This is a genomic window from Vibrio sp. Y51_MX_L26, assembly GCF_024181935.1.
In the GTDB taxonomy this organism is placed as follows: domain Bacteria; phylum Pseudomonadota; class Gammaproteobacteria; order Enterobacterales; family Vibrionaceae; genus Vibrio; species Vibrio diabolicus.
In genome coordinates, this window is sequence record NZ_JAMZAS010000006.1 from 176,484 (window position 1) to 200,261 (window position 23,778).

Annotated in this window: 15 protein-coding genes; 9 read left to right on the forward strand and 6 right to left on the reverse strand. The window is 44.7% G+C overall.

The window, feature by feature from the left end; genetic code table 11:
* Nucleotides 1-259: 259 nt before the first annotated feature.
* A complete protein-coding gene (locus NL645_RS14910) occupies nt 260-2,014 on the forward strand; it encodes a hypothetical protein (RefSeq protein WP_253651939.1) in 1,755 nt (584 codons plus the stop codon).
* Nucleotides 2,015-2,105: 91 nt separating this feature from the next.
* Here NL645_RS14910 and NL645_RS14915 read toward each other — a convergent pair whose 3' ends face one another.
* Complete coding sequence (locus NL645_RS14915; protein WP_253651940.1) at nt 2,106-4,352, reverse strand: CehA/McbA family metallohydrolase; 2,247 nt, start codon at nt 4,350-4,352, stop codon at nt 2,106-2,108.
* A 505-nt stretch (nt 4,353-4,857) separates the two neighbouring features.
* On the opposite strand from NL645_RS14915, the gene NL645_RS14920 reads away from it, so the two are divergent.
* Nucleotides 4,858-5,067, forward strand: coding sequence for a DUF3955 domain-containing protein (locus tag NL645_RS14920; protein ID WP_253651941.1), 210 nt, complete (start codon nt 4,858-4,860; stop codon nt 5,065-5,067).
* 16 nt (nt 5,068-5,083) lie between these two features.
* On the opposite strand, the gene NL645_RS14925 is transcribed toward NL645_RS14920, so the two are convergent.
* From NL645_RS14925 to glgX, 4 genes are all read right to left on the reverse strand, one after another.
* The gene (locus NL645_RS14925; protein WP_253651963.1) at nt 5,084-5,728 is read right to left on the reverse strand and encodes an START domain-containing protein; all 645 of its coding nucleotides are present in this window, start codon (nt 5,726-5,728) and stop codon (nt 5,084-5,086) included.
* 79 nt (nt 5,729-5,807) lie between these two features.
* Entirely contained in the window at nt 5,808-6,992 is a 1,185-nt protein-coding gene (locus NL645_RS14930) for a multidrug effflux MFS transporter (RefSeq protein ID WP_253651942.1), read from the reverse strand.
* Nucleotides 6,989-7,633 (reverse strand): recombinase family protein, encoded by a 645-nt coding sequence (locus NL645_RS14935; RefSeq protein ID WP_124008131.1) that lies wholly within the window; start codon nt 7,631-7,633, stop codon nt 6,989-6,991. Before NL645_RS14935 ends, NL645_RS14930 begins: the two co-directional genes overlap by 4 nt.
* Nucleotides 7,634-7,793: 160 nt before the next feature.
* Nucleotides 7,794-9,764, reverse strand: coding sequence for a glycogen debranching protein GlgX (gene glgX / locus NL645_RS14940; RefSeq protein ID WP_253651943.1), 1,971 nt, complete (start codon nt 9,762-9,764; stop codon nt 7,794-7,796).
* A gap of 446 nt (nt 9,765-10,210) precedes the next feature.
* Between glgX and lamB the strand changes: the two genes are divergently transcribed.
* The 5 genes from lamB (at nt 10,211) to NL645_RS14965 (ending at nt 16,783) form a co-directional block, all read left to right on the forward strand.
* Nucleotides 10,211-11,431, forward strand: a complete 1,221-nt coding sequence (lamB, locus tag NL645_RS14945; protein WP_253651944.1) for a maltoporin LamB — start codon at nt 10,211-10,213, stop codon at nt 11,429-11,431.
* A gap of 156 nt (nt 11,432-11,587) precedes the next feature.
* Complete coding sequence (locus tag NL645_RS14950) at nt 11,588-12,418, forward strand: MalM family protein (RefSeq protein ID WP_253651945.1); 831 nt, start codon at nt 11,588-11,590, stop codon at nt 12,416-12,418.
* A gap of 163 nt (nt 12,419-12,581) precedes the next feature.
* Complete coding sequence (locus NL645_RS14955) at nt 12,582-13,100, forward strand: glycosidase (protein ID WP_253651946.1); 519 nt, start codon at nt 12,582-12,584, stop codon at nt 13,098-13,100.
* A gap of 120 nt (nt 13,101-13,220) precedes the next feature.
* Nucleotides 13,221-14,834 carry an alpha-amylase family glycosyl hydrolase gene (locus NL645_RS14960; RefSeq protein ID WP_253651947.1) on the forward strand — a complete coding sequence of 538 codons (1,614 nt, stop codon included), beginning with the start codon at nt 13,221-13,223 and terminating at the stop codon, nt 14,832-14,834.
* Nucleotides 14,835-15,166: 332 nt separating this feature from the next.
* Nucleotides 15,167-16,783 (forward strand): endonuclease, encoded by a 1,617-nt coding sequence (locus tag NL645_RS14965; protein WP_006740819.1) that lies wholly within the window; start codon nt 15,167-15,169, stop codon nt 16,781-16,783.
* A 99-nt stretch (nt 16,784-16,882) separates the two neighbouring features.
* Here the strand turns inward: NL645_RS14965 and pulA are convergent, their stop codons facing one another.
* Nucleotides 16,883-20,872 (reverse strand): pullulanase-type alpha-1,6-glucosidase, encoded by a 3,990-nt coding sequence (pulA, locus tag NL645_RS14970; protein WP_253651948.1) that lies wholly within the window; start codon nt 20,870-20,872, stop codon nt 16,883-16,885.
* A 546-nt stretch (nt 20,873-21,418) separates the two neighbouring features.
* Here pulA and NL645_RS14975 point away from each other — a divergent pair.
* Both NL645_RS14975 and NL645_RS14980 read left to right on the forward strand, forming a co-directional pair.
* Entirely contained in the window at nt 21,419-22,615 is a 1,197-nt protein-coding gene (locus tag NL645_RS14975; protein WP_046875696.1) for a tetratricopeptide repeat protein, read from the forward strand.
* Between the two features lie 540 nt (nt 22,616-23,155).
* Nucleotides 23,156-23,602: a helix-turn-helix transcriptional regulator gene (locus NL645_RS14980; protein ID WP_031780583.1), complete on the forward strand. Its 447-nt coding sequence runs from the start codon at nt 23,156-23,158 to the stop codon at nt 23,600-23,602.
* The last annotated feature ends 176 nt before the right edge of the window (nt 23,603-23,778 follow it).

The following is a 23,778-nucleotide window of genomic DNA, read 5'->3' on the forward strand; positions in this document are numbered from 1 at the left end:
GTCGTAGTTACTCCAAATCGCTTTATTGAACTGAAGATTTTGATTTGTAAGGTGGTTATCCGAGAAATTAGATTGTGAATATTGCCAATAGCATCCTCACGCAATTCAACTTACTTCACGGTTTACCTTATAAATGTTGGATAATTTATCAAACCGACATTCATTATATCGATAACTTGTTTATGATAGCGGTCGATATAAAAGTGCTATTCAAAGGCTTTAAACCTAAGCGTGATATTTCGCTTAGGAACACATAACTATGACAACGGAGTTGGTCGTGAAAAAACTACTATTGGCTACAGCAGTGGTCGCAGCTGCAGGGGGCGCTGGCTACCTGTACCAAAACAATACTACCTCGAGTGATTCAGTATCACTACTTTCGCAAGTTCCTGCGGATTCGCTCATGGTGACGTATCAGACGGAACCTTTTAATCATTATAAATACATGAATGCATTTGGCACGGCTAACCAAGGCTCGATTGCTGAACTTTTTGCCGATGAACCACTTTCTCCACAGCAACAGTTTGCCGTTAACTTGTTTGATGGATATCTGGAGAGCGCTGCATCGCCAGAAACGTTAAAAGCCTACTTAGGTACCGGAGAAAACATTAATCCTGTGTTGTACACAATCGGTATGGTACCAGTGTACAAATTGAAGATTGAAGACCCTGCCGCGTTATGGAAAACATTGGATCACGAAGAGCAGATGAGCGGTACTAAGCACGAGCTGGTTAAACTTGGTGAAGTGGAGTTTCGTCGTTACGAGATGACAGATTCGGTTGACCCGCAAGATGGCATTGGCTTGGTTGTTGCCGTGGTTGACAACGTACTTACGTTAACGGTTGATATTCCGCAACTGGGTGTTCAAAACCCGCTTAAAATGGCATTGGGACTTGAGTCACCAAGTCAAAACATTGCGGAGAGTGGACGCCTAGCGGCGTTGCAGGCTAAATACGGCGAAAACAATAACTCTTTCGGTTACTTTGACCACCGTGAATTGGTTAAAGGTTTGACGACGAAAGATGGCAATATCTTTGCGCGTCAAGTCAGCATACTGGATGCCATTGACCCTGAGCCGACTATTCAGGAGATGCGCTCACCAGCCTGTCATACTGAACTTACTCAAGTTGCAGAAAACTGGCCTCAATCCGTCGCATTTGCGGAATACAAGTTGAAAGGCGAGCAGGCATTCATTAAAGGTGCTTTTGTTGTTGAATCGAAAAATAAAGTAATTCTAGATGCGCTTAAGTCGATTCGTGGCGTTTTGGCAGAATCGAACAATGATAAGAGCTTCTTTAGCATGGCGCTTGGTTTAGACATTAATACGCTAGCGCCATCGATTGGTCAGATTTGGAGCGACTTGACTCAGCCTCAGTACCAATGCTCTTTATTGACTCAAATGCAGCAAGAGATGGGTGGCCAAAACCCAGCCGCAGCTGTGAGCATGGGCTCCGGCATGGTTAACGGCCTGAAAGGATTAAGCCTGCAGATGTTTGATATCCACGTTGACACTAATGCTCAGCACGGTGAAGTATTTAGCCAGCTAGATGGTATGTTGTCTCTATCTGCCAATGATCCAATGATGCTGATTCAAACCGCGCAAATGTTTGTCCCTGAACTTGCTCAATTACAAATTCAGCCGGATAACCAGCCAGTTAATGTCAGTGACCTGCTAGAAATGCACACAGGCTTGAAGATGGATGTGTTTGCTCGCTTAAACGAAAACCATTTTACGCTCTACAGTGGTGAGAATGCCGAAGACGCGAGCAAAGAAGTGATGGCACAACCACTTTCTCCAAATGGCTTGTTCAGTTTTGACTTCGATTCAGAACGCATTTTGGAAGTGTTGGAAAGTGCGTCAGCCGTGACTGGTGAGCCGTTACCTGATGATGTTATGAAAAGCTTACAAGGCGAGCTTGTTGGTGGTATGACGATGGATGTAACAGATCAAGGTATTGGTTTTGAGTTTGATTACCGTGGTGCGACCAAACCCGTGACGGTTGCACAGCAGTAAAACATCGAGTAGAAAAAAGGCGGCGCAGTGCCGCCTTTATTTCATCGTCGAACTCAGGTTTGTTTACCATCGAGTCGGACTTTCATCAAGACTATGACTGCAACCAAACAGGGTTACTCCAGGCCGTGCTGCCGTCTTTATCTTCGACTTCTAAACTTATCCATCCCTCTGCGTCGCTAGGTATAGGTAGCGACAGCTCTATGCGTTGAGTATCAACTTTTGGGTTAATCGTCAGAGTATTCAGCACGTTGCCGCCTTTACCGAACAATCGAATTTCTTTTAGACCATCGGCTGCAACGACGTGGATGTCCCACGTGTCGCCAGCTGTTGCTGTTTCACCAAACATAATGTTTTGCGGATAAAGAATAGGGCCTTGTGTTGCGTAGCCATGGCCGGCTTTAAGTGCTTGCGCAAACTTCGACGGCGTTAGCTCGCCATCGACTCTTGCCATCATTCGAATCTGCCCCGTGAGTTGGTTCCACGCATCGTGGGTGTCGGTTCCCGCCGTAAAGTACATTGCTTCACCTTGATCCCAGAGTTTATGTGCTTTCTTCAACGTTGGTTCATTGTCTACGCGCGCATTAAGCTCCATAAGGTCGAAGCGATCCGTTTTACCACCAGGGACTGCATTTTTAGCGATATTCGTAAAGTAGCCATAATCGTTGTATGGATGGTTCATCGGTACGACTTCAGCCCCCATCTCATGTACGGCGTCAAGTAACGTGTGAACGTCAGTGGTGCCAGGATCGACCGTTAGCTCGGCGCCATTGTCGATAGGAAATGGGTTCATATGTCCCCATGATGGCGAAACTTCGATTGACGGAATAAAAGGCACGCCACGTTTCGCAGATAGTTCTGCAAACTTCTGGTGGTTAATGGTTGAGTCATGATCGCTAATGAAAGTCAGGTCAAGATCCGTTGCCAATTGAGCACGCACAACAATTTCTGGCGGGGTAACGCCTTCCAACACGTTGCCATGATGGTGTAAATCTGCGCCATACCAATGCTGACGGTTAGGAAACGTCACTTGAGGCACTTCTACTCGTTGCTTCGTCGTTTTACCGGACGTTAGAGTTACGTCTAATGTTTGGGTTTTAGCTGTAAAACCTCCACCAGAGTTGATACCTAATTTGTATTGACCGGGTGCCAGTTTTAGCTCCGCATGACCTGCAGGCAGCAGATCGGTAAAGAAGGTGCGTTTACCCAAAAATTCAACCGGTGGCGCTTGACCTTCAAGGATGGTGATTCTCGCATCTTTGGCCAGACCTGATGTTGCCTCTTCAACTTGAAGTGAGAGAGTTGCTGGGCGTTTTAGAGACGTAAAATCGAGTGTTTGCTCGCTATTTCTCGCCACTTGAATCGATTGCAGCTCGCTGTTTGCGTGACCAGTCGCTGTGCCGTAGATTTGGTACTCACCCTCAGGCAGCGCCATGCTGTACTGGCCATCTTTGGCCAATGTCCAGGCATAGGGTTGTCCTTCTTTTTCGATCATCACGATGGCATCTTCAGGAATACGACCATTATCCGCGCGTAATTGGCCGTTGATGGTGCCTGTCGCTTGTCCTAGTCGGTCAGCTTCTGCCTTAACAATGGGAGCCATGTCTCCATTCGGAACCACTTGTAGTCGGGATTGGAAAGTGCGGCTTTCACCTGCTTTCAAGGTATGCCCCAGGTACATGTCACGACCATTGTATTTGACGCGATCAAAATAAGGAGCATGAAGTGCAAAGGCCCAGTCTCGATCATAAGCGACCATACGATCGGCGAGGGCATTGTCGGCCATGGATTCTTCTTTCCCTTCCAACCCCGGCACGGCAAATTGGTAGCCAGTGTCTGGCCAAATGGTGTGCCCTGATTCTAACGCGAGATCTTTTTTACCTTGGTTGGTCATGACCGTTTTAAGCGCAATTGAGTCAGATCCAGAAGCGAGTGTATACCACGTTGTGATATCAACGTTATCGAAGTTGCGGCTCACTTTAATGACCGCTTTATTGTCGCTGTCTTCGATAATTTCAATGGATTTGCGATCATTCGGCCATGCGGACCAGCTGTTAGGAATGAAGTCAGCAAAGGCAACCCGGTCAAGATCTACTTTGCCATTCTTTACTGCTGCCAAATCGACCAATGTTCCTCGCGGTACGCCCCATGGTGGTGCTGATTCAACAGCGAGAGCGAAGGCGACATGTTCGTTTTGAACGGTAATGTCTTGAGCGTGTGTAGCTTCGCCATCGGGGATCGTGGTCTTTCCTTGTGTGATACTCACTCCCGCATTCGCTGAAGTTCCAAGCAAAAGGCCAGAGATTAAAGTTGCCACTGCACTTTTTGAAAAATTATGCATGAAGACACTTCCTTTTTTTCATGATTTATTATGTGAGTTGTCGATGGCATTGTGCGTTAACTTGATTAGACGTTCAATTAAAAAAGCGAAAGAGATGAAGAGGTTAACTCGTTGCTATTATTGTTTTACAATTGACTTTTAAACCTTAAGTTTTGATTTTAAAAGTTTTTTTGTTGTTTGGTTTGTTTTTGCGTAGAGTAATAAAAATATTTAGAACACTAATTATTTTGGGAGAGATGTGAACGATTTTTGGCAGCATTGAGCAAACAAAATGATAACAATTACACTGTATATGTGAGAAAAAAGGTCAAGATAGTTCTGAGAACGCATATAATATTTTGAGTTAAATTTGACTTTTTATTCTTTATGTTTGGGTTTTTATCTTGTCTCTGACTAAAAAACCTCTAATAAAGATTGGAGCAAACATAGAGCACTATGTTTTTTGAGTGAACTATATACGGTGGCAATATGTCGAAGATATATCAATTGATTGCTTGAGGTTTAGATGGGGTTTATTCGTAAATATAAACTGAGCATAGTTTTGTTTTTGAGTGGTGTGGCATGTTTAATTGCGTACCACGCTCAGGGCTCTTACGTAGATGAAAATGGCTTATTAGTAGAGTCATTTGGGTTTATCCCTTTGTTTTGGCTCTTCTTGGGTTTAGCCTTCGCCTCTTTTGTGGGCACTTTTTTCAAACACCATAATCGTAATTAAATAGCAAACGTGAAGTTTACTCCTTTATCTGAGGATGGGAGTATTGCTGATATTTTGGTAACTCTTTCCTTAGATTACTAAATGTTGCTCGTGCACTTTGTTTTGATAGTTTGTTGATTAGCCAGATTGGCAAAAGGCCTCCGGGGTCAGCAAACGCTTTGTAGTCAATGAGTGTCGTGCCATTAGTGAGCTTTTGTAATTCCCAAGTTGCATCAACCGAACGAATGCGAACATAGCCCTTTTGTTCAGCAAGATATGAGTCTGGTGCGCTTTTGATTTTTATCGTGAACCCAAGCTCATCGACCCAATATTCAGAGTAGGTGAGCATATCACGATTTTTTGCAGGCCATGGCGCCGTAAATTGGGTATAAACGATGTTTTCGGTGGCTGATATTTGATTTAAAACCCGGCTATGACTGGCATTGTCAATCCAGTTCGGGATATTGTCACTATCTTCCAATAGTGTTAAAAATGCGCCATAGCTGGTGGGTGTGAACATCCGAGCACGAATCTCAACTAAACCGTCGGTATGCTCTCGAGAGTAGATAGTGATTCCGTTATCGTCACTATCAAATTGCCAGTACTCGTTGGCTTTCGCGGTGGTGCCAGCGGATATAAAAGTGGCGACTAGTAGTGCGCCAACTCGTAAATGCAACATCATGTTAGTACCCGCCAACTTATCCATAGTTAAAGCTTATACGATGTGTTCTTAATTGTAAGAACAATAGTAAGTCTTTTCGTTACTGTTCTGAAGGTTGCTCTGCTCCAAAACCTCGTAGAATGTTGGTGAGCGTTATTGCTGCAAACACCACAATAACGATTGATAGATGCCAGGCTTGGCTTAAACCAAGCTGTACCAATGTTAAGCTGACCAATGAGGATACGATCATTTGTCCACCTCCAGACATGGCTGCTGCAGCACCAGCCTGCTTTTTGTAGGGTTGCATTACCATGGCTTGCGCGCAGGGTAGGGCAATGCCGTTACCTAAGATCATTAATAGTTGCCCCAACATTAAATACAGCGGTTCTACCGGGCAGAAGAACAACCATATTGCAGCACTGAGATGCAGGAATGGACTACAAAGTAGCATTCTTTTGTTGCCGATAATTGGCCTTACTCGGTTACAAATCGTGGTGCCGCCTAACATACCTAAAGCGGGAATGAGTGCCCACATTGCGTATTGATCGGATGTCATGCCAATTTGGTCTTGCATGATAAATGGCATCACGGACACGGTCGTTATCATCAGGCTGAAGTTTAACCAACTGATGCTGGCAAAACTCATAAAGTAACGTGACGTCACCAAGTCTCGATACTGGAAAAGCATGTTGCGTGGTGACGGGATAACAGATCGTTTTGCAATGGTTTCTGTAAACTTAAAGGCGATGATTACCCAAGCGAGTGAGACATAACCTAACAGTGAAATGAACACCATACTCCAACCAAAGTGGAAGTTGATAAAACCGCCAATCACAGGTGCAATGAGTGGCGTGATCGAAGCTGCCATAGCGATGTAAGACATGGCGACAGGGAGCTCATCACCGCTAAATCTATCTCGAGTCGATGCTCTCGCGAGTACCGCGCAGCACCCAGTTCCTAAGCCTTGTAGAAAACGCCCCATCACCATGCCTGTGAAGGTGTCACTAAGGAAAATGATCATCAATAGACCAGACATCGCGATGAGCAAGCCCGTCAGTAGCACTTTTTTTCGACCCAAAGCATCCGATACCGGACCGTAAACGAACTGAGAGGGACCAAAACCGAGTAAGTAAATACTCACGAGCAGTTGGGCTTGATCAAGGGAGATAGAAAAGTCTTTTGCGATCCATGGCAAAGAGGGCATAACAAGCCCCATGCTCAATTGGCCAACACTGATAATAAGACAGGCGAGTAAGATAGTGCGAAAGTTGATTGGGCGACTCATGATGGATCACCATCAGAATAACCTCTTTGCTTTCGTGTTCTGAGGCAGCCTTCATCATCCACTTCATTTAACTTAGATTTGACGCGTTTTACGGTAGATAGGCTGACATCACACTGCTCCGAAACACTCTTCAACGTATAGCCTTCTAACAGCAACGTTGCGATCTGTTGGTGTTTAGTTTTGTCTGCTGGGCGTCCGCGAAATTTCTGTTTCCACAAATCTGGTTGATCTTTAATGGCTTGCCGTCCTTGCTCTGCTGCAAACAGGCGATGTTCAGTCTGCACTTTTCCATATCCGGATAGCACGGTGAGTAGCGTTTGAGTTTGAACAGAATCCGGTTCAAATGTGAGTGGTTCACAAACGGTTTTCAGTGTGACCCCTTTTGCTAGTAATACTTTTATTGTATTTAACGCCTGACTAAAATCTCGACCAAATGCCGTTAGCCACCAGAGCACAATCGTATCACCTGCTCTGACGGAATCGAGCAGTTGTAAGAATGCCTCTCTCTCGGTTGGAGGCATGCAACCACGAACCTTATCCTCAAAATGCTGAGCTTCGGGCGCAAAAGCTTTTAGAGTATTAAGGTGCTCTTGGTAAGCTCGATTTTTTGGCGAATAACGTGTGTAAAGATAAGTAGCCATATGGACTATACGCCTTTTTAATTTGGTTCATATACTGTAATGGCTCATAAATATACAGAGGTTCATTAATGCTTACAACACTAAATGGACCCGAAGTCGTTAACGGACTTCGGGTCTTTTGCTATTAAAGTCGTGTATATAAGCTTTCCGGGTTATTGTTCTATGATTGATCTGATTTCGGGTGGTAATGCAAAATCACCATCGAAGTAGGTGATAGCAAAACCTCGCCTTCAGCATGCCCTGGGTTGAGGTTACGTACGTTTGTGTCGCAGATCGTTACCCATTCTTGCTTTCGCTCATTAGGGAGCTTAAAGCGCGCTGTGGCGTTAGTTTGGTTGATGAGATAGACCAGCTCTTGTCCTTCTTTACCGATACCAAGGTGAAGTGCGACAGAGCTTAAACGGTTCCAATCATCATGCTCCATTAAGCGACCGTCTGTTCGGCGCCAGAAAATGCGGTTGTTATTGCGGTTTTCGCCACTGAAAGCTCGGATAAATGGCACCATGTATTGATTTCGGTTGGCGACCATTTGTGACATCCACGTTTTGAAATGTTGCTTACGCTCCGTTTCTCCCCAGTTAAGCCAACTGGTTTCGTTATCTTGGCAATAGGCATTATTGTTACCGCCTTGGGTGTGAGACAGCACGTCAGCAGTGAGGATGTGTGGGATTCCAAAAGCAAACAGCAAGCTGGCAATAAGGTTGCGTTTTTGCTTCTCACGCGTGGCGATGATCATCAGATTTTCTGTCTCGCCTTCGATACCGTAGTTTTCTGAGCGATTGTCACCGTGGCCGTCGCGATTTTCTTCGCCATTAGCTTCATTGTGTTTGTGCTTGTAAGACACTAAATCTTGCAGTGTGAAGCCATCGTGATACGTGATGTAATTTACGGTGAGTTTGTATGGCCAGTTCGCTGCACTATAAATGTCACGAGAGCCCATTAATCGAGTGGCAAACTCTTTTAAATAGCCTTGATCACCGCGCCAAAAACTGCGGGAAATATCACGCAGTTTGTCATTACATTCGTTCCAACCAAATGGAAAGTTACCCACTTGGTAGCCATTTGGACCAATATCCCAAGGTTCGGCAATCAATTTGGTTTCACGCAAAATAGGGTCTTGCGCAATGGCTTTAAAGAAAGCTGCTTCTGGGTTGTAATCATCGCCTTGACGCCCTAACGTTGCAGCTAAGTCGAAACGAAAACCATCGACTTTAAATTCGCTAACCCAGTAGCGCAATGTATCCATCACAAGGTTTAAAGCGGGTTGATAGGTGAGATCGACCGTGTTGCCACAACCAGTGTAATTTGCGAAGTGGTTGCCATGTTTGATGTAAAAACGGGAATCGAGCGCTTTCAGGTTGAAAATTGTAGGCCCTTCCCCCCCCTCTGCAGTGTGGTTGTAAACCACGTCGAGAATCACTTCGATGCCGTTTTTGTGCAGTTCTCGAATCGTTGTTTTGAGCTCTGTGACGGCGTCTTTTTCTGCATAGCGCGGATCAGGCACCATAAAGAGATAAGGGTTGTATCCCCAATAGTTGACCTTTTCCATCTCTAGTAGGTGAGGCTCATGCATACACGCAGCGACAGGTAGCAATTGCAGCGTGTTGATGTTTTGCTGTTCATAAAAGGCCAGCATTTCAGGTGACGCAAGACCTAAATAGCGCCCCTTCAGTTTGTCCTCAACTTCTGGGTGGAGTTGGGTAAGCCCTTTGACGTGTGTCTCAAACAACACCATCTCTTCTCTTGGTATACGCGGATGATCCGTATCTTGCCAGTCAAAATTATCTTCGATAACGATGCACTTCGGCATATCGAAACTTTTGGCTGGAGAGTAGGGAGGGTGGTAGTGGAGGGCTTTATCAATTGACTTTGCGTAAGGGTCAGAAATTAATAGTGGCTCTTCCTTGTGGGAGACAAGGTAACCGTATTTTTGCCCCGGCTTAATATCCGGAATAAAAGTATGACGTATGCCAGCGTATTCATTCGGTAAATCATGAAGCGCGTAACTGCCATCGTCTGCAAACAGGGCGAGTTTTATGTCTTTTTTCCCCGGAGCGTGAATAGAGAAGTTACAACCTTCTTTATTTACAGTTGCACCCAAGGGGTAAGGGCGAGAGAGAAGTCGTGTCATCGGAGATACTTTATTTAATATTTATTTCTACCTTTAGGAAACTATAAGTTAAAAACTTTGTCTTACTAAGGTCAACCACCCTAAATATAAAAATATTCATGTAATTTAATTACTTTATGTGACGGCTTAGAGTCAAAAATATGAAATGGCTATCACTTTGTAGCGGCTCAAAACCGAATAAACTTACTAATTCCTCCCTAGATTGGTGATCTGACTCGAAAAAACACCATTCGGTAAATTTTCTACTCCCTTCTCATCCCCCCTAAATTAGTTTGGGGCGGAGGAAGTCATCCTTGTACGCCTCGGGTAATCTCATAACTGTTGAAACAAACGGGGATTCGTTCCCATCTTACCTCTCTTTCTTTAGGTGTGTTTTTACTGCCTATATCCACCTAAAAGAGTGAGCAGGGAAGACAGAATTATAAATACCCTTAATGGAGTTAAGAATGAAAAAAGTAAGTGTAATTGCTGCAGCTGTAGCTGCAACTTTAGCTGCTGGTTCTGCGTTTGCAGTGGATTTTAACGGTTACATGCGTGCTGGTACTGGTATCAGCGGTAATGGTAATGGTGACCTTGCTGTAAACAAATTTGGTATTGGCCGTCTGGGTAACGAAGACGATAACTACTCTGAGTTTGGTTTGGCGGAAGAGTTGAAAATGGGTGACCAGACTTGGCGTATCGAATCTATGATTGCTTCTGGTGCTCCTGGTGCGAATGGCTGGGAAGATGCTGATTTTAACGTTGCTCAGTTTGCTGTAAAAGCTAAAGGTCTGATTGCTTCTGATAAAGACGCAACTATGTGGGCTGGTAAAACTTACTACCAACGTAAAGATATCCACATCACTGATTTCTATTTCCTAAACACTTCTGGTACTGGTGGTGGTATCGAAAACCTCTCAGTAGGCAACCAAAAGCTATCTCTAGCATTGATTCAAGATGGTGAAACTTCAGATTCAACGGGTTACATCTTTGATGCTCGTTTAGCGAACATCGGCCTTTGGGATGATGCTGCTCTTGAGTTGGCTGTTGCTTACAACTTTGCGACAGATTCTAATGATGCAAGTGAAGAAGCGGATGACGGCGTATTGGCGTCTGCGATTATCCATCAAGGTATGAGTAACGGTTTTAACCAAACAGTATTTCAATACGGTACAAATGGTTACGGTGTTCAAGCAGCTAACTTCTGGGGAGCAGGTGCTTACTACGCGCGAGGTACAGAGGCATTTAATGATGCATCAGGCTTCCGTTTGATCAACTGGGGTGTAATGAACCTAGCTGAGGACTGGGAAATGGGTCACCAACTTGCTTACCTATCAGGTAGCGACATTGGTGGTCAAGCTGCTGGCGCTTACACAGGTAAAAACTTCGATATTGATCAATATTCTGTAGTTGTTCGTCCTATGTACAAGTGGAACGACACAATGCGCACAGTATTCGAAGCGGGCTACAACTCTGGTGAGAAAATCGCAGATAGTGGCCTAGCAAAAGAAGATTTCGGTAATGCTAAATTCACAGTTGCTCAAGCTTGGGCTATGGGTGACAGCTTCTGGGCTCGTCCAGAATTACGTGTATACGGAACTTACTTGCTAGATACTGAAAATGACAATGCGTTCAACGGTGACGATACAGAGTTCGTATTTGGTGTTCAAGCTGAGGCTTGGTGGTAATCAAATAAACTCTTAGTTATCTAGTTGTCCTAGTCAAATAGCCGACATCAGTCGGCTATTTTTCTAAGGGTTATTGAAAAGTTAGACGTTTCACTAAAGTCACTCTAAGATGCTTTAGTGCCAAAACCTTTAGAAAAATAACTAGAAGGATAAAGTATGTACTTCCGTGCCCTCATGTTAAGTGGATGTGTAGCGCTTGCTGGCTGCCAATCCACTGAAGTTATCGAACAAGTTCAAGTTGCTCAAATGCAACAAGTTGACACACTCTCTGAACTTCAATCGGTAAAAATGAAGCTTCCTAGCTCTGCAATTGTAGATATCACTACTCAGAGCCAAGTGCTGAAATACAAAGATATCGACAGCCGTGTTGCGGTGTTTGAGTTGCCTGCTGACCGTGGCGAGTTTGCCATTAAAATCACTAGTTTTATCGAAGACACTGCTTTCGTACCAAGAGCGATTATCGTAGATAAAAACGGTAAAGAAATTGAAAACTACGGCAAAGCGGAGTTTGAGTACACAAAACCTCGTCTTCATCTTGGAAACCGTCTAGTCGCTGAAAAAGACTTCTTCCCACCAGTGGGTTTAGATTCTGTTTACCTAATTGTTTACACTGATCAATCGGATCTAGGTGGATTTACGGATGTGATTCACCCTGCGCGATTGGATGCAGAGGGACGAGGCAATTACTTGCCAGAAGTAAAAGATATTCCAATTCCAAACAGTGATACAGGTAAGATTGAAGTCTCGATTGACCGTGTGAGTTTCTTCTCAATCGGAACATCAAGTAGTGGACCAACAGCGGCTCCAGTTGCGGTCAAGGCGGTTGAATCAGTACAGCCTGAAACACAAACTTACTACCACAACGCAATTAAAGCGGCGGTAAAAGCAGATGATATCCCTAAAGCTCTGAGCTTACTTGATGAAGCAAAAGCGTTAGGAATTGAAGGTGCGCAAGAAGTATTTGTAAAAGCAGTGAATAGCAAATAGGTAATTTCAAAAAGCCGACTAAGATAGTCGGCTTTTTTATTGCGCATTTAGTTATCTTTTTCACACATTATATTATTTCTATTTAAAGTTTATTTTACTTAGAGTCATAATATATATGTTCTAATTTAATTAGTACTTGGTATAATAAAAATAAGGATATAACGTGAAAAAATTAATTATAAATACAGCATGTACGTTAGCTGCTGTGTCTATCTTGTCTGCTTGCTCGTCCACATCATCAGAAAATACAACCCAAGATGAAGTACATAATGCGGTTGCATTTACGAGCACTCAGATTGATATGATGACAAATTGTAGTTTGCCGGATTCGGCAGAATCAGGCCCATTGTCTAAAGACATTTTTGTTGTAGGTAGTTTCCCAAATGCAGATTGGAAGCACACTGCCGAGCGCAAGCTAACCTATAAGGGGAATAATGTATATCAAGTGATTACCGATGAGGTTTCAGGTAATTACAAAATGCAGTATGCCGCTGAACAATGGAAACCGCAGTTCACTGCCAAAGGTAAAAAACTATCGGTAGGACAATTAAATGAACTGACTTACGGTGGTTACGGCACAGATACAAAACTAGAAATTAAAGAGCCTGGTAAATATCTTTGGAGTTTAGAATTTAGAGATGATGGTTCACCTTATTTAATAATGGTAAATAAGTGCCAATAATATTCCATTTAGTTATTTAAAATCTATTTTTATTTATTAACCCCTACATGGGAAGCATGTTGGGGTTAATTTTATTACTCAAATGTTTTTACTTAATTTGAGTAAGTTAGGGAGAGTAAAATGCGTAACGTCCGACGTAACCATCGCCTGTATCGCTCGCTGCTTGCGTTAAGTGTGATTGGTGCTTTATCTGCGTGTAATTCTTCTGGTGGTGGCGATACTAATAGCAGCACTCCGCTACCGGATACCAGTTATGCTTGCCAAGCCAATGTCATGGCGCAAAGTAACCAACTTCGTACTTATCAAATCATGGTCGAGAGTTTTGTGGATGGTGATGCAAGCATTGGTCACGGTACGGGCTATGGCACCAGTCACCATAATGGCGATTTGCAAGGGGTGATTGATTCACTTGATTACATCCAAGATTTAGGGATGAACGCGATTTGGTTGACGCCGATTTTTGAGTCTGAAGCGATAGCAGGACAAGATCACTGGGCCGATCGTTTGGACGCCACGGGCTATTTTGCGACAGATTACTTTAAGATCGACCCAAAATTTGGTGATTTAGCGACCGCGAAAACTCTAGTCGAAGAAGCACACAAGCGCGGTTTATACGTGTTTTTTGATGGCGTATTTGGTCATCACAAAGATGGTTTGATCAAACCATCTCCCTCCGGCTTGTTGCCATCAGGATCGAGTAACCCCGTTGATTACCCGGCCAGTCTCGACTTCTACAAAGAGGTAGCAACGTATTGGATCAAAGAACTCAAGATTGACGGCTGGCGTTTAGATCAAGCCTATCAAGTTCCGACAGACGCTTGGACACAACTTCGTAAAGCCGTCGATGAAGCCTCGCAAGGTGTCACGTACACCAATAGCAAAGGCGAACAAGTGAATCCGTTGGGTTACATGGTGGCAGAGATTTGGAAAGGGGAGTCTGAGATCGCGAATGAGGCGTATGGATCGAACAGCGATCCAGCATTGTGCTCTGCATTTGACTTCCCGATGCGCTATCGCATCGTAGAAACTTTGGCCGTGAATGAGAGTGGCGTGGGTGGTCGCGGTGTGGATTGGCTAAACAACGGCTACAGCACACACAACCAATATCCAACGCATGCGCAACCGAATTTGATGATCGGCAACCATGATTTAGTACGCTTTGGTGACTTGTTGCAACGCGGAAACTTAGCGGATGTAAATGATGCAGAATATTGGTTACGCCATAAAGCCGCGTTTGCTTTCCAAGCGGCGTACACCGGGCCAATCACGTTGTACTACGGTGATGAAATCGGGGATCAAGTGGATGGTTTTGCCGCAAAAGAAGACAACAACACCTGCGCCATTCAAGGTTTGTGCGATGATCACGTTGCGCGCAGCAGTGCGAAAATTGAAGGTGTGACGGCGACGCTTGATGCAAACCAAGCCGATCTCAAAGCTTACGTGAAATCGCTGATGACGATGCGCAGTGCGCACCCAGCATTGTATCAGGGGTCACGCACGAATTTAGTTGCGAGTAACGGCAGTTATGTGGACTTGAAACAATCTGGTACAGACAAAGTACTGTTTGCGCTAAACACTTCGAAAAGCGCGAGAACAATTATTCTTAATCAGGAAAGTGTTAGTACTGGTGAGTTGGTGGATTTGCTCACGAATGAAAAAATTACGCCAAGCAATGGTCAATATCAAATTCCGATGTCGCCATTACAAGGTCGATTCTTTGCGGTTACACCCTAAGGAAATATCCGGAATCACCGCTCATCAGTTGAGCTGACCAGAAGGTTTTCTCATACACAAGCCAAGTGTTGTTGCTGACCCCCATAGGCGCACACTTGGCTTTTTTCCGTCCGTTTTACTTTTCCCTTAATGGTTTTCCAACGATGTAGCCAACAGGTTGCTTCGCTTTTTGCATTGGCGTTTGTTTTCGGCAGGTAGATATTTGTGAGATAAGCTGCACATTAAAAAGTAAATTAACACTTGTGCAACGTAAAAGTGTGACCGAAGGATTACTTATGCCTTACTAATATGTTTATCGTGTTTGGGATTTACATAACTAATGGAAAAGTATAATGAAATCCATAACGAAACCCCTCTGTCTTCTTGCTGTTATTAGCTCTCCGCTTGCATATAGCCAAATTCTCAATGGTGACTTTGAACAGTGGAATGGCAGTGCGCCTACGCAGTGGTCAGTGATTGACGCTGGCATCGCGGTGTCGCCAAGCAGCGAACAAATCAAATCGGGCGGCCTGGCTGCTCAAGTCGTCGTGAATACAGGTACCCAAAGCAACACTGACCTTTTGCAAACCATTAATGTGGAGCAAGGGAAAACCTATCCGTTTTCTGTCTCGGTTTATCACACCGAAGGAAATGTAAAAGCACGTCTGGTGGTTGATGGTTATCACAATTACTCAGATCCGCAGCAGGTAAACCAGTGGCAAGAGCTGGCGCATAACTATACTGCGAGTTCGAACAAGACCATCAATGTCGGGTTGCGTTTTTATGATGAGGCCGGGTTTGATGGCTCAGAAGTTGTCTACGTCGATAATTTTCAACCGACCGAGACAAGTACACAACCTCCTGTAGAAAGCTGTAGTGATCATGAAGTGGTTCTTACACTCACGACGGACAACTATGGCTCAGAAACTAGCTGGGAGTTGAAAAATAGCCAAGCGCAAGTGCTTTTCTCTGGTCAGGGGTATGAGTCGTCAACCACTGTTGAAAAGACCATGTGTTTAGCCGATGGTAACTACCAATTTACGATTCAAGACAGCTATGGCGACGGCATTTGCTGTGGCAATGGTTCGGGGTCTTACGCGTTGAAGGTGGGAGATAAGACTCTTGCTTCTGGCGCTGAATTCTCGAAAAGCGAAACCACCGACTTTACGTTAGGTGACTCAACCTCAACCCCACCAGTGGTTGATGGTTACTACCAAGCGGCGTCTGGCAAGACGGGCTACGCTCTAAAAACGGCGCTGTTTAACATCATCAACAACCACACTAGCCGAGGTTATTCTGCGGTGTGGACCTTGGTAAAAGATGCCGATATTGATCGTTATTACGAAAATGATGGCTCTATTCTCGATATGTATTCAGAGAAACCTGCGGGCACTGATGCTATCAGCTTCACGAAAGTGACAGACCAATGTGGTCAATACAGCCAAGAAGGGGATTGCTACAACCGTGAACACTCGTTCCCGAAAAGCTGGTTTGGCGGCAAAGTTGAGCCGATGAACTCAGATGGTCACCATTTGTTTGCGACCGATGGCTATGTGAATGCGAAGCGCAGTAACTGGCCATTTGGTGAAGTGGGCACCGCGACGTACGTGTCTAGTAATGGTTCTAAACTTGGTCAAGCAAGCACTGGCCTAGGTTATTCCGGTACGGTGTTTGAGCCGATCGATGAGTTTAAAGGCGATTTTGCTCGTGCCTATTTCTACATGGCAACCCGCTATGAAAATGTAGTAGGTAACTGGGAAGGCAATTCAAGCAATGCGGATGCTGTCCTTGATGGTTCAAGTTCAACGGTTTTTGAACCTTGGGTGTTAAACATGCTGAAACGTTGGCACAAAAATGATCCTGTTAGTGAAAAAGAACAAAACCGCAATCAACAAGTGTTTGAGTTTCAGGGCAATCGCAATCCATTCATTGATCACCCTGAGTTTGTTGAACAGATTTGGGGAAACTAACACCTTCTTGATTTTGGTATCCACCATTTAGTGACGCCAAAAAAACAAAGGGGAAGCGTGATGCTTCCCCTTTTTCATTACGGATGTTTTTAAATGAAACTAGTTTTTCGTTACCGTCACGATTGGCGCCGACTTGTCAGCCGCGTTGAAGTGGAAGTTGTAATTTCCCGCTTCTGCAATCGCAATTTTCAGGTTTGCACTACCGCCACCGACTTCCATCGTTAGCGCTTTACCAAGCTCAACACTGCCTTCGCCACCGAAGTTGGTGTCTGCTGCCCAGTCTGCGCTCGCAACTTTCATCTCGTAGTTGCCCGCCGATAGGTCAATGTCTAGCGAGTAAACGTCATTTGCTACATAACTGAACTTCGCAATGGAGTCTTGCGCTGGAGTATCCCATGTGGTGATAGTGCCACGTAGGTAAAGTGCTGTTTCACCGAATGTTGGTGCATCTGCTGACTTGGTCACTGAAACGACAGGTTTTTCTACGCTTTCATCTTGAACATGTAACGCGTTCAGAGTGAAGTTGTACTTACCAGTTTCAGCTACAGACAACGTACAGTTCCCCGCAGAGCCTAAGTCTAGTGAGCCAGAAGCCAAATCCGCAGCATCACAACCGATGTTTGGATTTGCCCATCCTGAGTCCGCAAATTTGAACTCGTGTTCACCTGCTTCAAGAACGCCAGTTACAGAGTACATGCCGTTGCCAATAAAGGTCATCGCCCAGTCACTGCTATCTGACCACTCGTTCATGGTGCCTTTGACGTAAACCACGGTTTCGCCGTAAGGAGGAATGCTCGATACGTCTTTATTGTCCGTGTTTACTGGTAGGCCTGCACCCTGCGCGCCGTCTTGTGGCTGTACGAATACCGCTGTTGTCAGTGCTGGTACTGTGAATGTTTCATTGGCGAAGCTTGCACCTTTCACGATGTCATCCGCAGAGTTTTGTTGAACTTCATGCAGCTCGAAACCAGTAGCGCCAGCAACTTTGAAAGATTTCTCAGTTGATGTTGAGTTCACAACGGCCACGATCGCATCGTAGTTCGAATCCAAATCGGCACCTGCTGATGTGCCATCGTCGATAGACATCACAATCAAGCCTTCCACTTGGTCTTGGCCCACGTTGCGGAAATCAACACGATTCATCACTTCTTGCGCGGTATCTAAGCGGAACAGTTCGCTTGTACTGCGGATTTTTAGTAGCTCTAGGAATTGTTGCTTAGTCAGCTCGATGTCCGTTGAGTCTGGTTTCGCCGTGCTGTCACCGACGATGGTTTTGATCAACTCCCAGTTTGCACCGTCTTTGTCTTCACGTGGTAGACCAACGTTCCAGTTATTGTCGCTTCCATCGAAGAATACACGGTTGAACCAGTCACCAGAATCGTACGAGTCACGCTGCATTGACTTAGAGCGCAATAGCTCAGAACCCATGTGAATGAACGGAATACCTTGACCTAGCATCACCGTTGATAGTGATACAGACTGCATTCGTGCTCGCTCAGCAGATGAAGTGCCTGTCGCAATCTTGTAAGCGTTGTTGTCCCACAGCGTTTGGTTATCGTGCTTAGACACGTAGGAAATGTTCTCTGATGGCACTTTTGTGTAGCCTGCTGGAGCACCATTGTAATCAACATTCTTACCAAGTTTGGTTTCGCCTTTGTAATCCAGAAGGACGTAGTCAGCTAAGTTACCAGCCATACCTAGACGAACCAGATCTTGGTTGTGTAGGCGGCCATTCACAGATTCTGCATCAGTTTTAGTTTCTTCGTTCGGGTAAGCGGCGTTACCAAAGCCTTGGTTGAAGCGAAGTGGGTGCTTACCTTCTGAATTTACTCCGCCATCAAACGGGCTTCCGCCACGAACTGCGTCACGCAGACGATCAGAGAAAGTACCGATTTCTGTCCCCGCCATGTTGACTTGTGTCGCTTGATCGAAGCGAGCGTTTTGCGCAACTTCACCGAAGTCCCAGCCTTCGCCGTAGAACAAAGTATTCGGATCAATTTCACGGACTTTTTCAAGTGCGTAGACCATGACATCTTTCGGCTGGTGGCCCATAAGGTCAAAACGGAAACCATCGACTTTATAGTCATCCGCCCACACCATCAATGAGTCAACCATCAGTTTACCCATCATTAGGTTCTCGGTTGCGGTGTTATCACAACAGGTTGAGTTTTCTACGCCGCCAGTGTTGACGTTTAGGCGGTGGTAGTACCCAGGGACAATTTTATCCAGTACTGATTTTTCGTTCACACCGGATGCATTCGTGTGGTTGTACACCACGTCCATGACCAGTTTCAGATCCATTTTATGCGTCGCTTGAACCATTTCGCGGAACTCAAGGATACGTTTAGAACCGTTAGGATCGGTCGCATAACTGCCTTCTGGCACGGTGTAGTGGTATGGGTCGTAACCCCAGTTGAAGCTGTCTAGCATGCGAAGATCGTTCATCAACGCTTGTGCTTTGCCCGTTGTTGGGTCGTAGCTGTTTAATACCTCTTCAATCACTTTGCCGTCGTCTTCGGTCTCACAGATGGACGCTTCTGGCTTGATGCCACAAAGTTTACCCACGGTGTCGGTGATATCGACTCGTTTGTCGGCGTCTTCATCCACGGTTGCAATATCAAATGCTGGTAGGATATGCAGCGTTGTTAGGCCTGCATCTTTTAAGGCTTGTAAGTGAGAAACAGACTCACGCTCAGGTTCTGTAAGGGCAAGATATTTGCCATCAAGACTTGGCGTGCCTTTGCTGTCATTAAAGCTGAAATCACGAATGTGTGACTCGTAAAGGACATGGTCTTCGTCTTTTTTAACCGTTGGGCGCGCGTAGTTATTCCAATCTTGAGGCATTAAGCTTGGGTCATCTAAATCAACCACTTGCGAGTATCGCGAGTTTTTAGACAAGCTCATTGAATATGGGTCTGTTACCAAACGCGTTTCAACGACCCCAGTTGTAGGGTGGTACACCTTAACTTGGTAGCGATAGTATTTGTTAACAACATTGCTTTGTGCCTCAGAAGCCCAGATACCTGTTGCTGGATCTTCTGTCATTGCAACGGTCGCTTCTTCCGCTAAGTTTTCATCGTAGATAATAAGATCAACATCTTGAGCAGTTGGTGCCCATAGCTTGAAGGTTGCAGCACCGCCTTCCACAATCGCGCCGAGCTCTTGACCAATCGCGTTACCTGCCTTGGAATCGGCAAATACTGCATCAAGAACCCCCGGCTTTTGCACTTCAGTTGCAGAAATGACGTCACCATTTGCGTTGTAAGCTACCATAACGATTTGTGACTTCAGGATCGTGCGTAGGGTCGCGTCATCGACATCAATGCCTGCAGCTTGGAGGCTAGCAAGGTGACGGAAGCGTGATTTCAGACCATCAGATAAATCACCTGCTTTCGTCAACTCAACCGCTGTGCCACCGGAGATTTGCTTGCCTTCATCCATTTTAATGTCGTTGCTGAGGCTGTAGAACAGCTTCATGGAATCCGCATTGGCCGCCGCTTCCCACGCGATGGTGTTGGCATCTAGCCAATGCGCTTTTTGACCATCAATATCAACAGGGCGTTCTTCGATTGGCTCGTAGTAAAGCTCACTGCTGCCGTGGAAGCCAAACAACCCTTTAGATTCGCCGATTTTCGTCAGCTCCACTTTTGAGTTTGCACTGCCGAATGCTTTCTCATCGCCTTTGTGCAGAATGAAGTTCATGCATTCGTGTGGGTCAGAGGCATCTGGGTTCACTTTCAGTACGTAATAAGCACCGTAGGTGTCGTTGATGCCATCGAATGGATGCGGTGCCGACCAATCCGTTCCTGTGCCAGGAATGCCCATTGCGTCTAAATCTGTGCTGGTACAGCCTTCACCGTTCCACAGGTGCAAGCCCCAACCTTCGTAGTCGCTGGCCGTTGAAGCGGACGCCACGTCGCGTTTGTAATAAATGACGACCTCGTTCTCTCCCGCAGGGTACAAGCCTGAGCCTGGGTTCGTCGTATCTTCGTTCGTGCTATCACTACCACAACCGCTGATGACTGCGACGGAAATCAAAGGCAGTACGGTTTTGGCAATTGTTGATAATTTAAATGTCTTATTGTCCACGTTTACAAATCCATTGTTATTGAATTGATATTGAGCTGCGCGCTGCCTTCGCTGACTCAGTCATCAAGAAGGTTTCGCACACGCTAGAAAGGCAGATGCCGAAAAAGGAAATGTTCAACTAGATGCTAATACACTGAATCATCAGCAAAATGTGAGAGCAGGCAGTTAAGTTTTTTACAAGTGAAAATTTTCTGTCACAGTCGATTCTGTTCACAAATTAAATAATAAAACAGACGCATAGTGAGAGCTTCTGCACATCATTAAAATGTAAATTTTTATAGGAGGAGCAAGGGGGGATGATAGGGGAGGAGAATATCTCAGCCCCAAAACCGTGATTAAGTTCTATAAAAATCGCAGTGATATTTTTTAATTAAAAATAAGTTGCAGTGATATTGCATAAAATACCGCCATTAAGTATTGGCAAGCTTCAGATTTTCGCTAAGTGGTCGTTATATAATGAAGGTAGTCGGCGTTATGTCGGCGCGTAATCTTAAGATTTCCCTGAGAGGGAGATGAATTGGGCCCTGAAACCAAAAGAGGCTATTTATGAGTAGTATGGGCATTGCCATTGCGGCAACTGGCCTTTCACTCGTCCTGATATTTGTGTGGATGATCTCGTTGTCGATGCGGAAACAGAGACTCGAGGCAGAGAGGAAAGCTCGCGAAGCCGCTTATCGAAAGGCGATGCAAAAAGCGCGAGAGCAAGAGCGTAAAGAGCGTGAGTTCAAAGCAGAAACCGGACATATCCCCACCATTTTATTTCTAGCGAAAGAAGCTGAGAAGGACAACATTCGTCAAGCGCTGTATTGGTATGATAAAGCCGCTAAGTTGGACAATGTGACGGGAATGTACGGTATTGTTCGCTTGAGTGAGCGCATGCGTGAAGATGTGATTTTAAAAGAGCAGGCAAACTTTTGGCGTACCGCCATTGCCGGAATGGAAGGGGATACCGAAGCGAAATTTGCGACAGGCAAAGCGTTGGTTTTTGGTCGCGGAACGGAAAAAAATATTCCCAAAGGTAACCAACTGATTGAAACCGCAGCCGAGGAAGGCTGCATTGATGCCATGCTTTACATGGGTGAGTGGCAACTTTCACCAGACAATAGTGCAGGACGCAGTGCAGATGCACTTTATTGGTTTATGAAAGCGGCTGAAAAAGACAGTGCGGACGGAAAGATCCAAGTTGGCTTATGTTACCTAAATGGTGTTGGTACAGAAAAAAGCATGGTCAAAGGCTGCTATTGGCTTGAAAGGGCCGCAGAAGGTGGCAGCGCCGAGGCGATGTATCATGCTGGCGAAGCGTGGAAGGACAAAGGTAAAACAGGCAATGCGATTGCTTATGTTTGGCTGTTTCTTGCTGCCAATATGGGGTATCAGCCAGCGCGTACGTTGCGTGACGAAGTGGCGACCAATATTGGTGTTGACGTCGTCGTTGGATTGCAATCTATAGCGAAACCGTTGCAAAGAAAGCTGGCGTCAGGGATGGTAAGAAAGCATTCCATTATTCGGGCGCTGAACAAGGTGTACAAACGCGAAGCGTATTTTCCTGCAGAGGAGGAACTTAACGCGGTGTTGAGTGACGAAAATAAAGACGATGCTAACGCATGGGATGAAGCATCGGCGCCGAACTTCCAGCCAGACATGACCACAGCAACGACGGAAGGACAGACAACCACATCGTCTACCGAAAAAAAGCTCTCTAAAGAGGCGCTCGATTTCACGCAGAATTTCCTTCAACCATAATTTATCTTATCCCTAAGCCTCATAATTGAGGCTTTTCTTTTGCCTTTCTGTCTCAGTATCTCTGTCGGTTACAACTACAGACTGTAAACTTATCTAAGCGATTTATTTACTGGATTGCATACTATTTATTCGATTTTTCAACACATTTTTAGTACTTCGATAAGGCGGGATATGTTTATCTTCAAATAGAGGGATTTCCCTCTTTATCTACTTCTCCTGTTGGGCTCAAATCAAGTCTCTTCAATTGATAGTAATAATGATTGAAGAGCAATACTTGATGCCCAGAGTAATAGGTGAATAGTATTCATTACTTTATCTAATAATGTAAATTAAAAATTGTATTATAAATCTTAAATTGTGTTTTTATATTTAGGCATGGATTATTGATTTTATAATTAATTAGGCGCAAGATGACGTACAAAATAAAATAGCATAGATAATATGCAGAATTACACTAGGAAGTAACTTTTTCATTACATGTTTCAGCAGAAATGGAGCGAATTAGTTTGCTCTGTTTTTATTTCTATTAGAGATTTGTGTATGTTGAGAATCATTAGTGCAGATAAATTCATCTCTTCAAGATTTATCTTAGAGTACAGTAAGGCTGAGTTCGCTTCTTTATTAGGCGTTTCCGTTGCTAAGATAAGTAATATTGAAAGTGGAAAATCTTCAATCCCCCCGGTGTACGATTACGCCATTAATTATTTACTTAGTGAGCATCCTTTTAAAGATAGTGCTGTTGACGCTTTATGCTCTCACGAAACGTTAAACTTTGCTCGGCGTATTGACGTCAACACCAAAGTAAAGCGCCTGTCCTGCAAGCGCTGCGATAGCCGAAGGCTGCACGTTATGGCAGGAATGAGTGGGTTGTATTTTGTTGAGTGTATGGATTGTAAACATACCATGTACTCGTCAGGCATGTCTGTAAAGCGTTATCAGCAATGGTCGAATGGTGGAGTCAAGCTAGATAGTCATTTATTCAATTAAGTTGTTTTTTCTTTATATCCAAAGTAAAGAGCCATCAATACATGTGTTGATGGCTCTTTTATTATGTGTTTAAATTTGGTTAAAAGTGGAGTGTTTTAAACTGTAATAATATAATTTAACTTATTATATAGTGATGGAAATCTCAAAACTTTATTTTCTTATAATAACCTTCTTTT

Excerpts from the sequence above, each read along its gene's own strand:
- NL645_RS14910 (WP_253651939.1), top strand. The coding sequence starts at position 260 with ATGACAACGGAGTTGGTCGTGAAAAAACTACTATTGGCTACAGCAGTG.
- NL645_RS14915 (WP_253651940.1), bottom strand. The coding sequence starts at position 4,352 with ATGCATAATTTTTCAAAAAGTGCAGTGGCAACTTTAATCTCTGGCCTT.
- NL645_RS14920 (WP_253651941.1), top strand. The coding sequence starts at position 4,858 with ATGGGGTTTATTCGTAAATATAAACTGAGCATAGTTTTGTTTTTGAGT.
- NL645_RS14925 (WP_253651963.1), bottom strand. The coding sequence starts at position 5,728 with ATGATGTTGCATTTACGAGTTGGCGCACTACTAGTCGCCACTTTTATA.
- NL645_RS14930 (WP_253651942.1), bottom strand. The coding sequence starts at position 6,992 with ATGAGTCGCCCAATCAACTTTCGCACTATCTTACTCGCCTGTCTTATT.
- NL645_RS14935 (WP_124008131.1), bottom strand. The coding sequence starts at position 7,633 with ATGGCTACTTATCTTTACACACGTTATTCGCCAAAAAATCGAGCTTAC.
- glgX (WP_253651943.1), bottom strand. The coding sequence starts at position 9,764 with ATGACACGACTTCTCTCTCGCCCTTACCCCTTGGGTGCAACTGTAAAT.
- lamB (WP_253651944.1), top strand. The coding sequence starts at position 10,211 with ATGAAAAAAGTAAGTGTAATTGCTGCAGCTGTAGCTGCAACTTTAGCT.
- NL645_RS14950 (WP_253651945.1), top strand. The coding sequence starts at position 11,588 with ATGTACTTCCGTGCCCTCATGTTAAGTGGATGTGTAGCGCTTGCTGGC.
- NL645_RS14960 (WP_253651947.1), top strand. The coding sequence starts at position 13,221 with ATGCGTAACGTCCGACGTAACCATCGCCTGTATCGCTCGCTGCTTGCG.
- NL645_RS14965 (WP_006740819.1), top strand. The coding sequence starts at position 15,167 with ATGAAATCCATAACGAAACCCCTCTGTCTTCTTGCTGTTATTAGCTCT.
- NL645_RS14975 (WP_046875696.1), top strand. The coding sequence starts at position 21,419 with ATGAGTAGTATGGGCATTGCCATTGCGGCAACTGGCCTTTCACTCGTC.
- NL645_RS14980 (WP_031780583.1), top strand. The coding sequence starts at position 23,156 with ATGTTGAGAATCATTAGTGCAGATAAATTCATCTCTTCAAGATTTATC.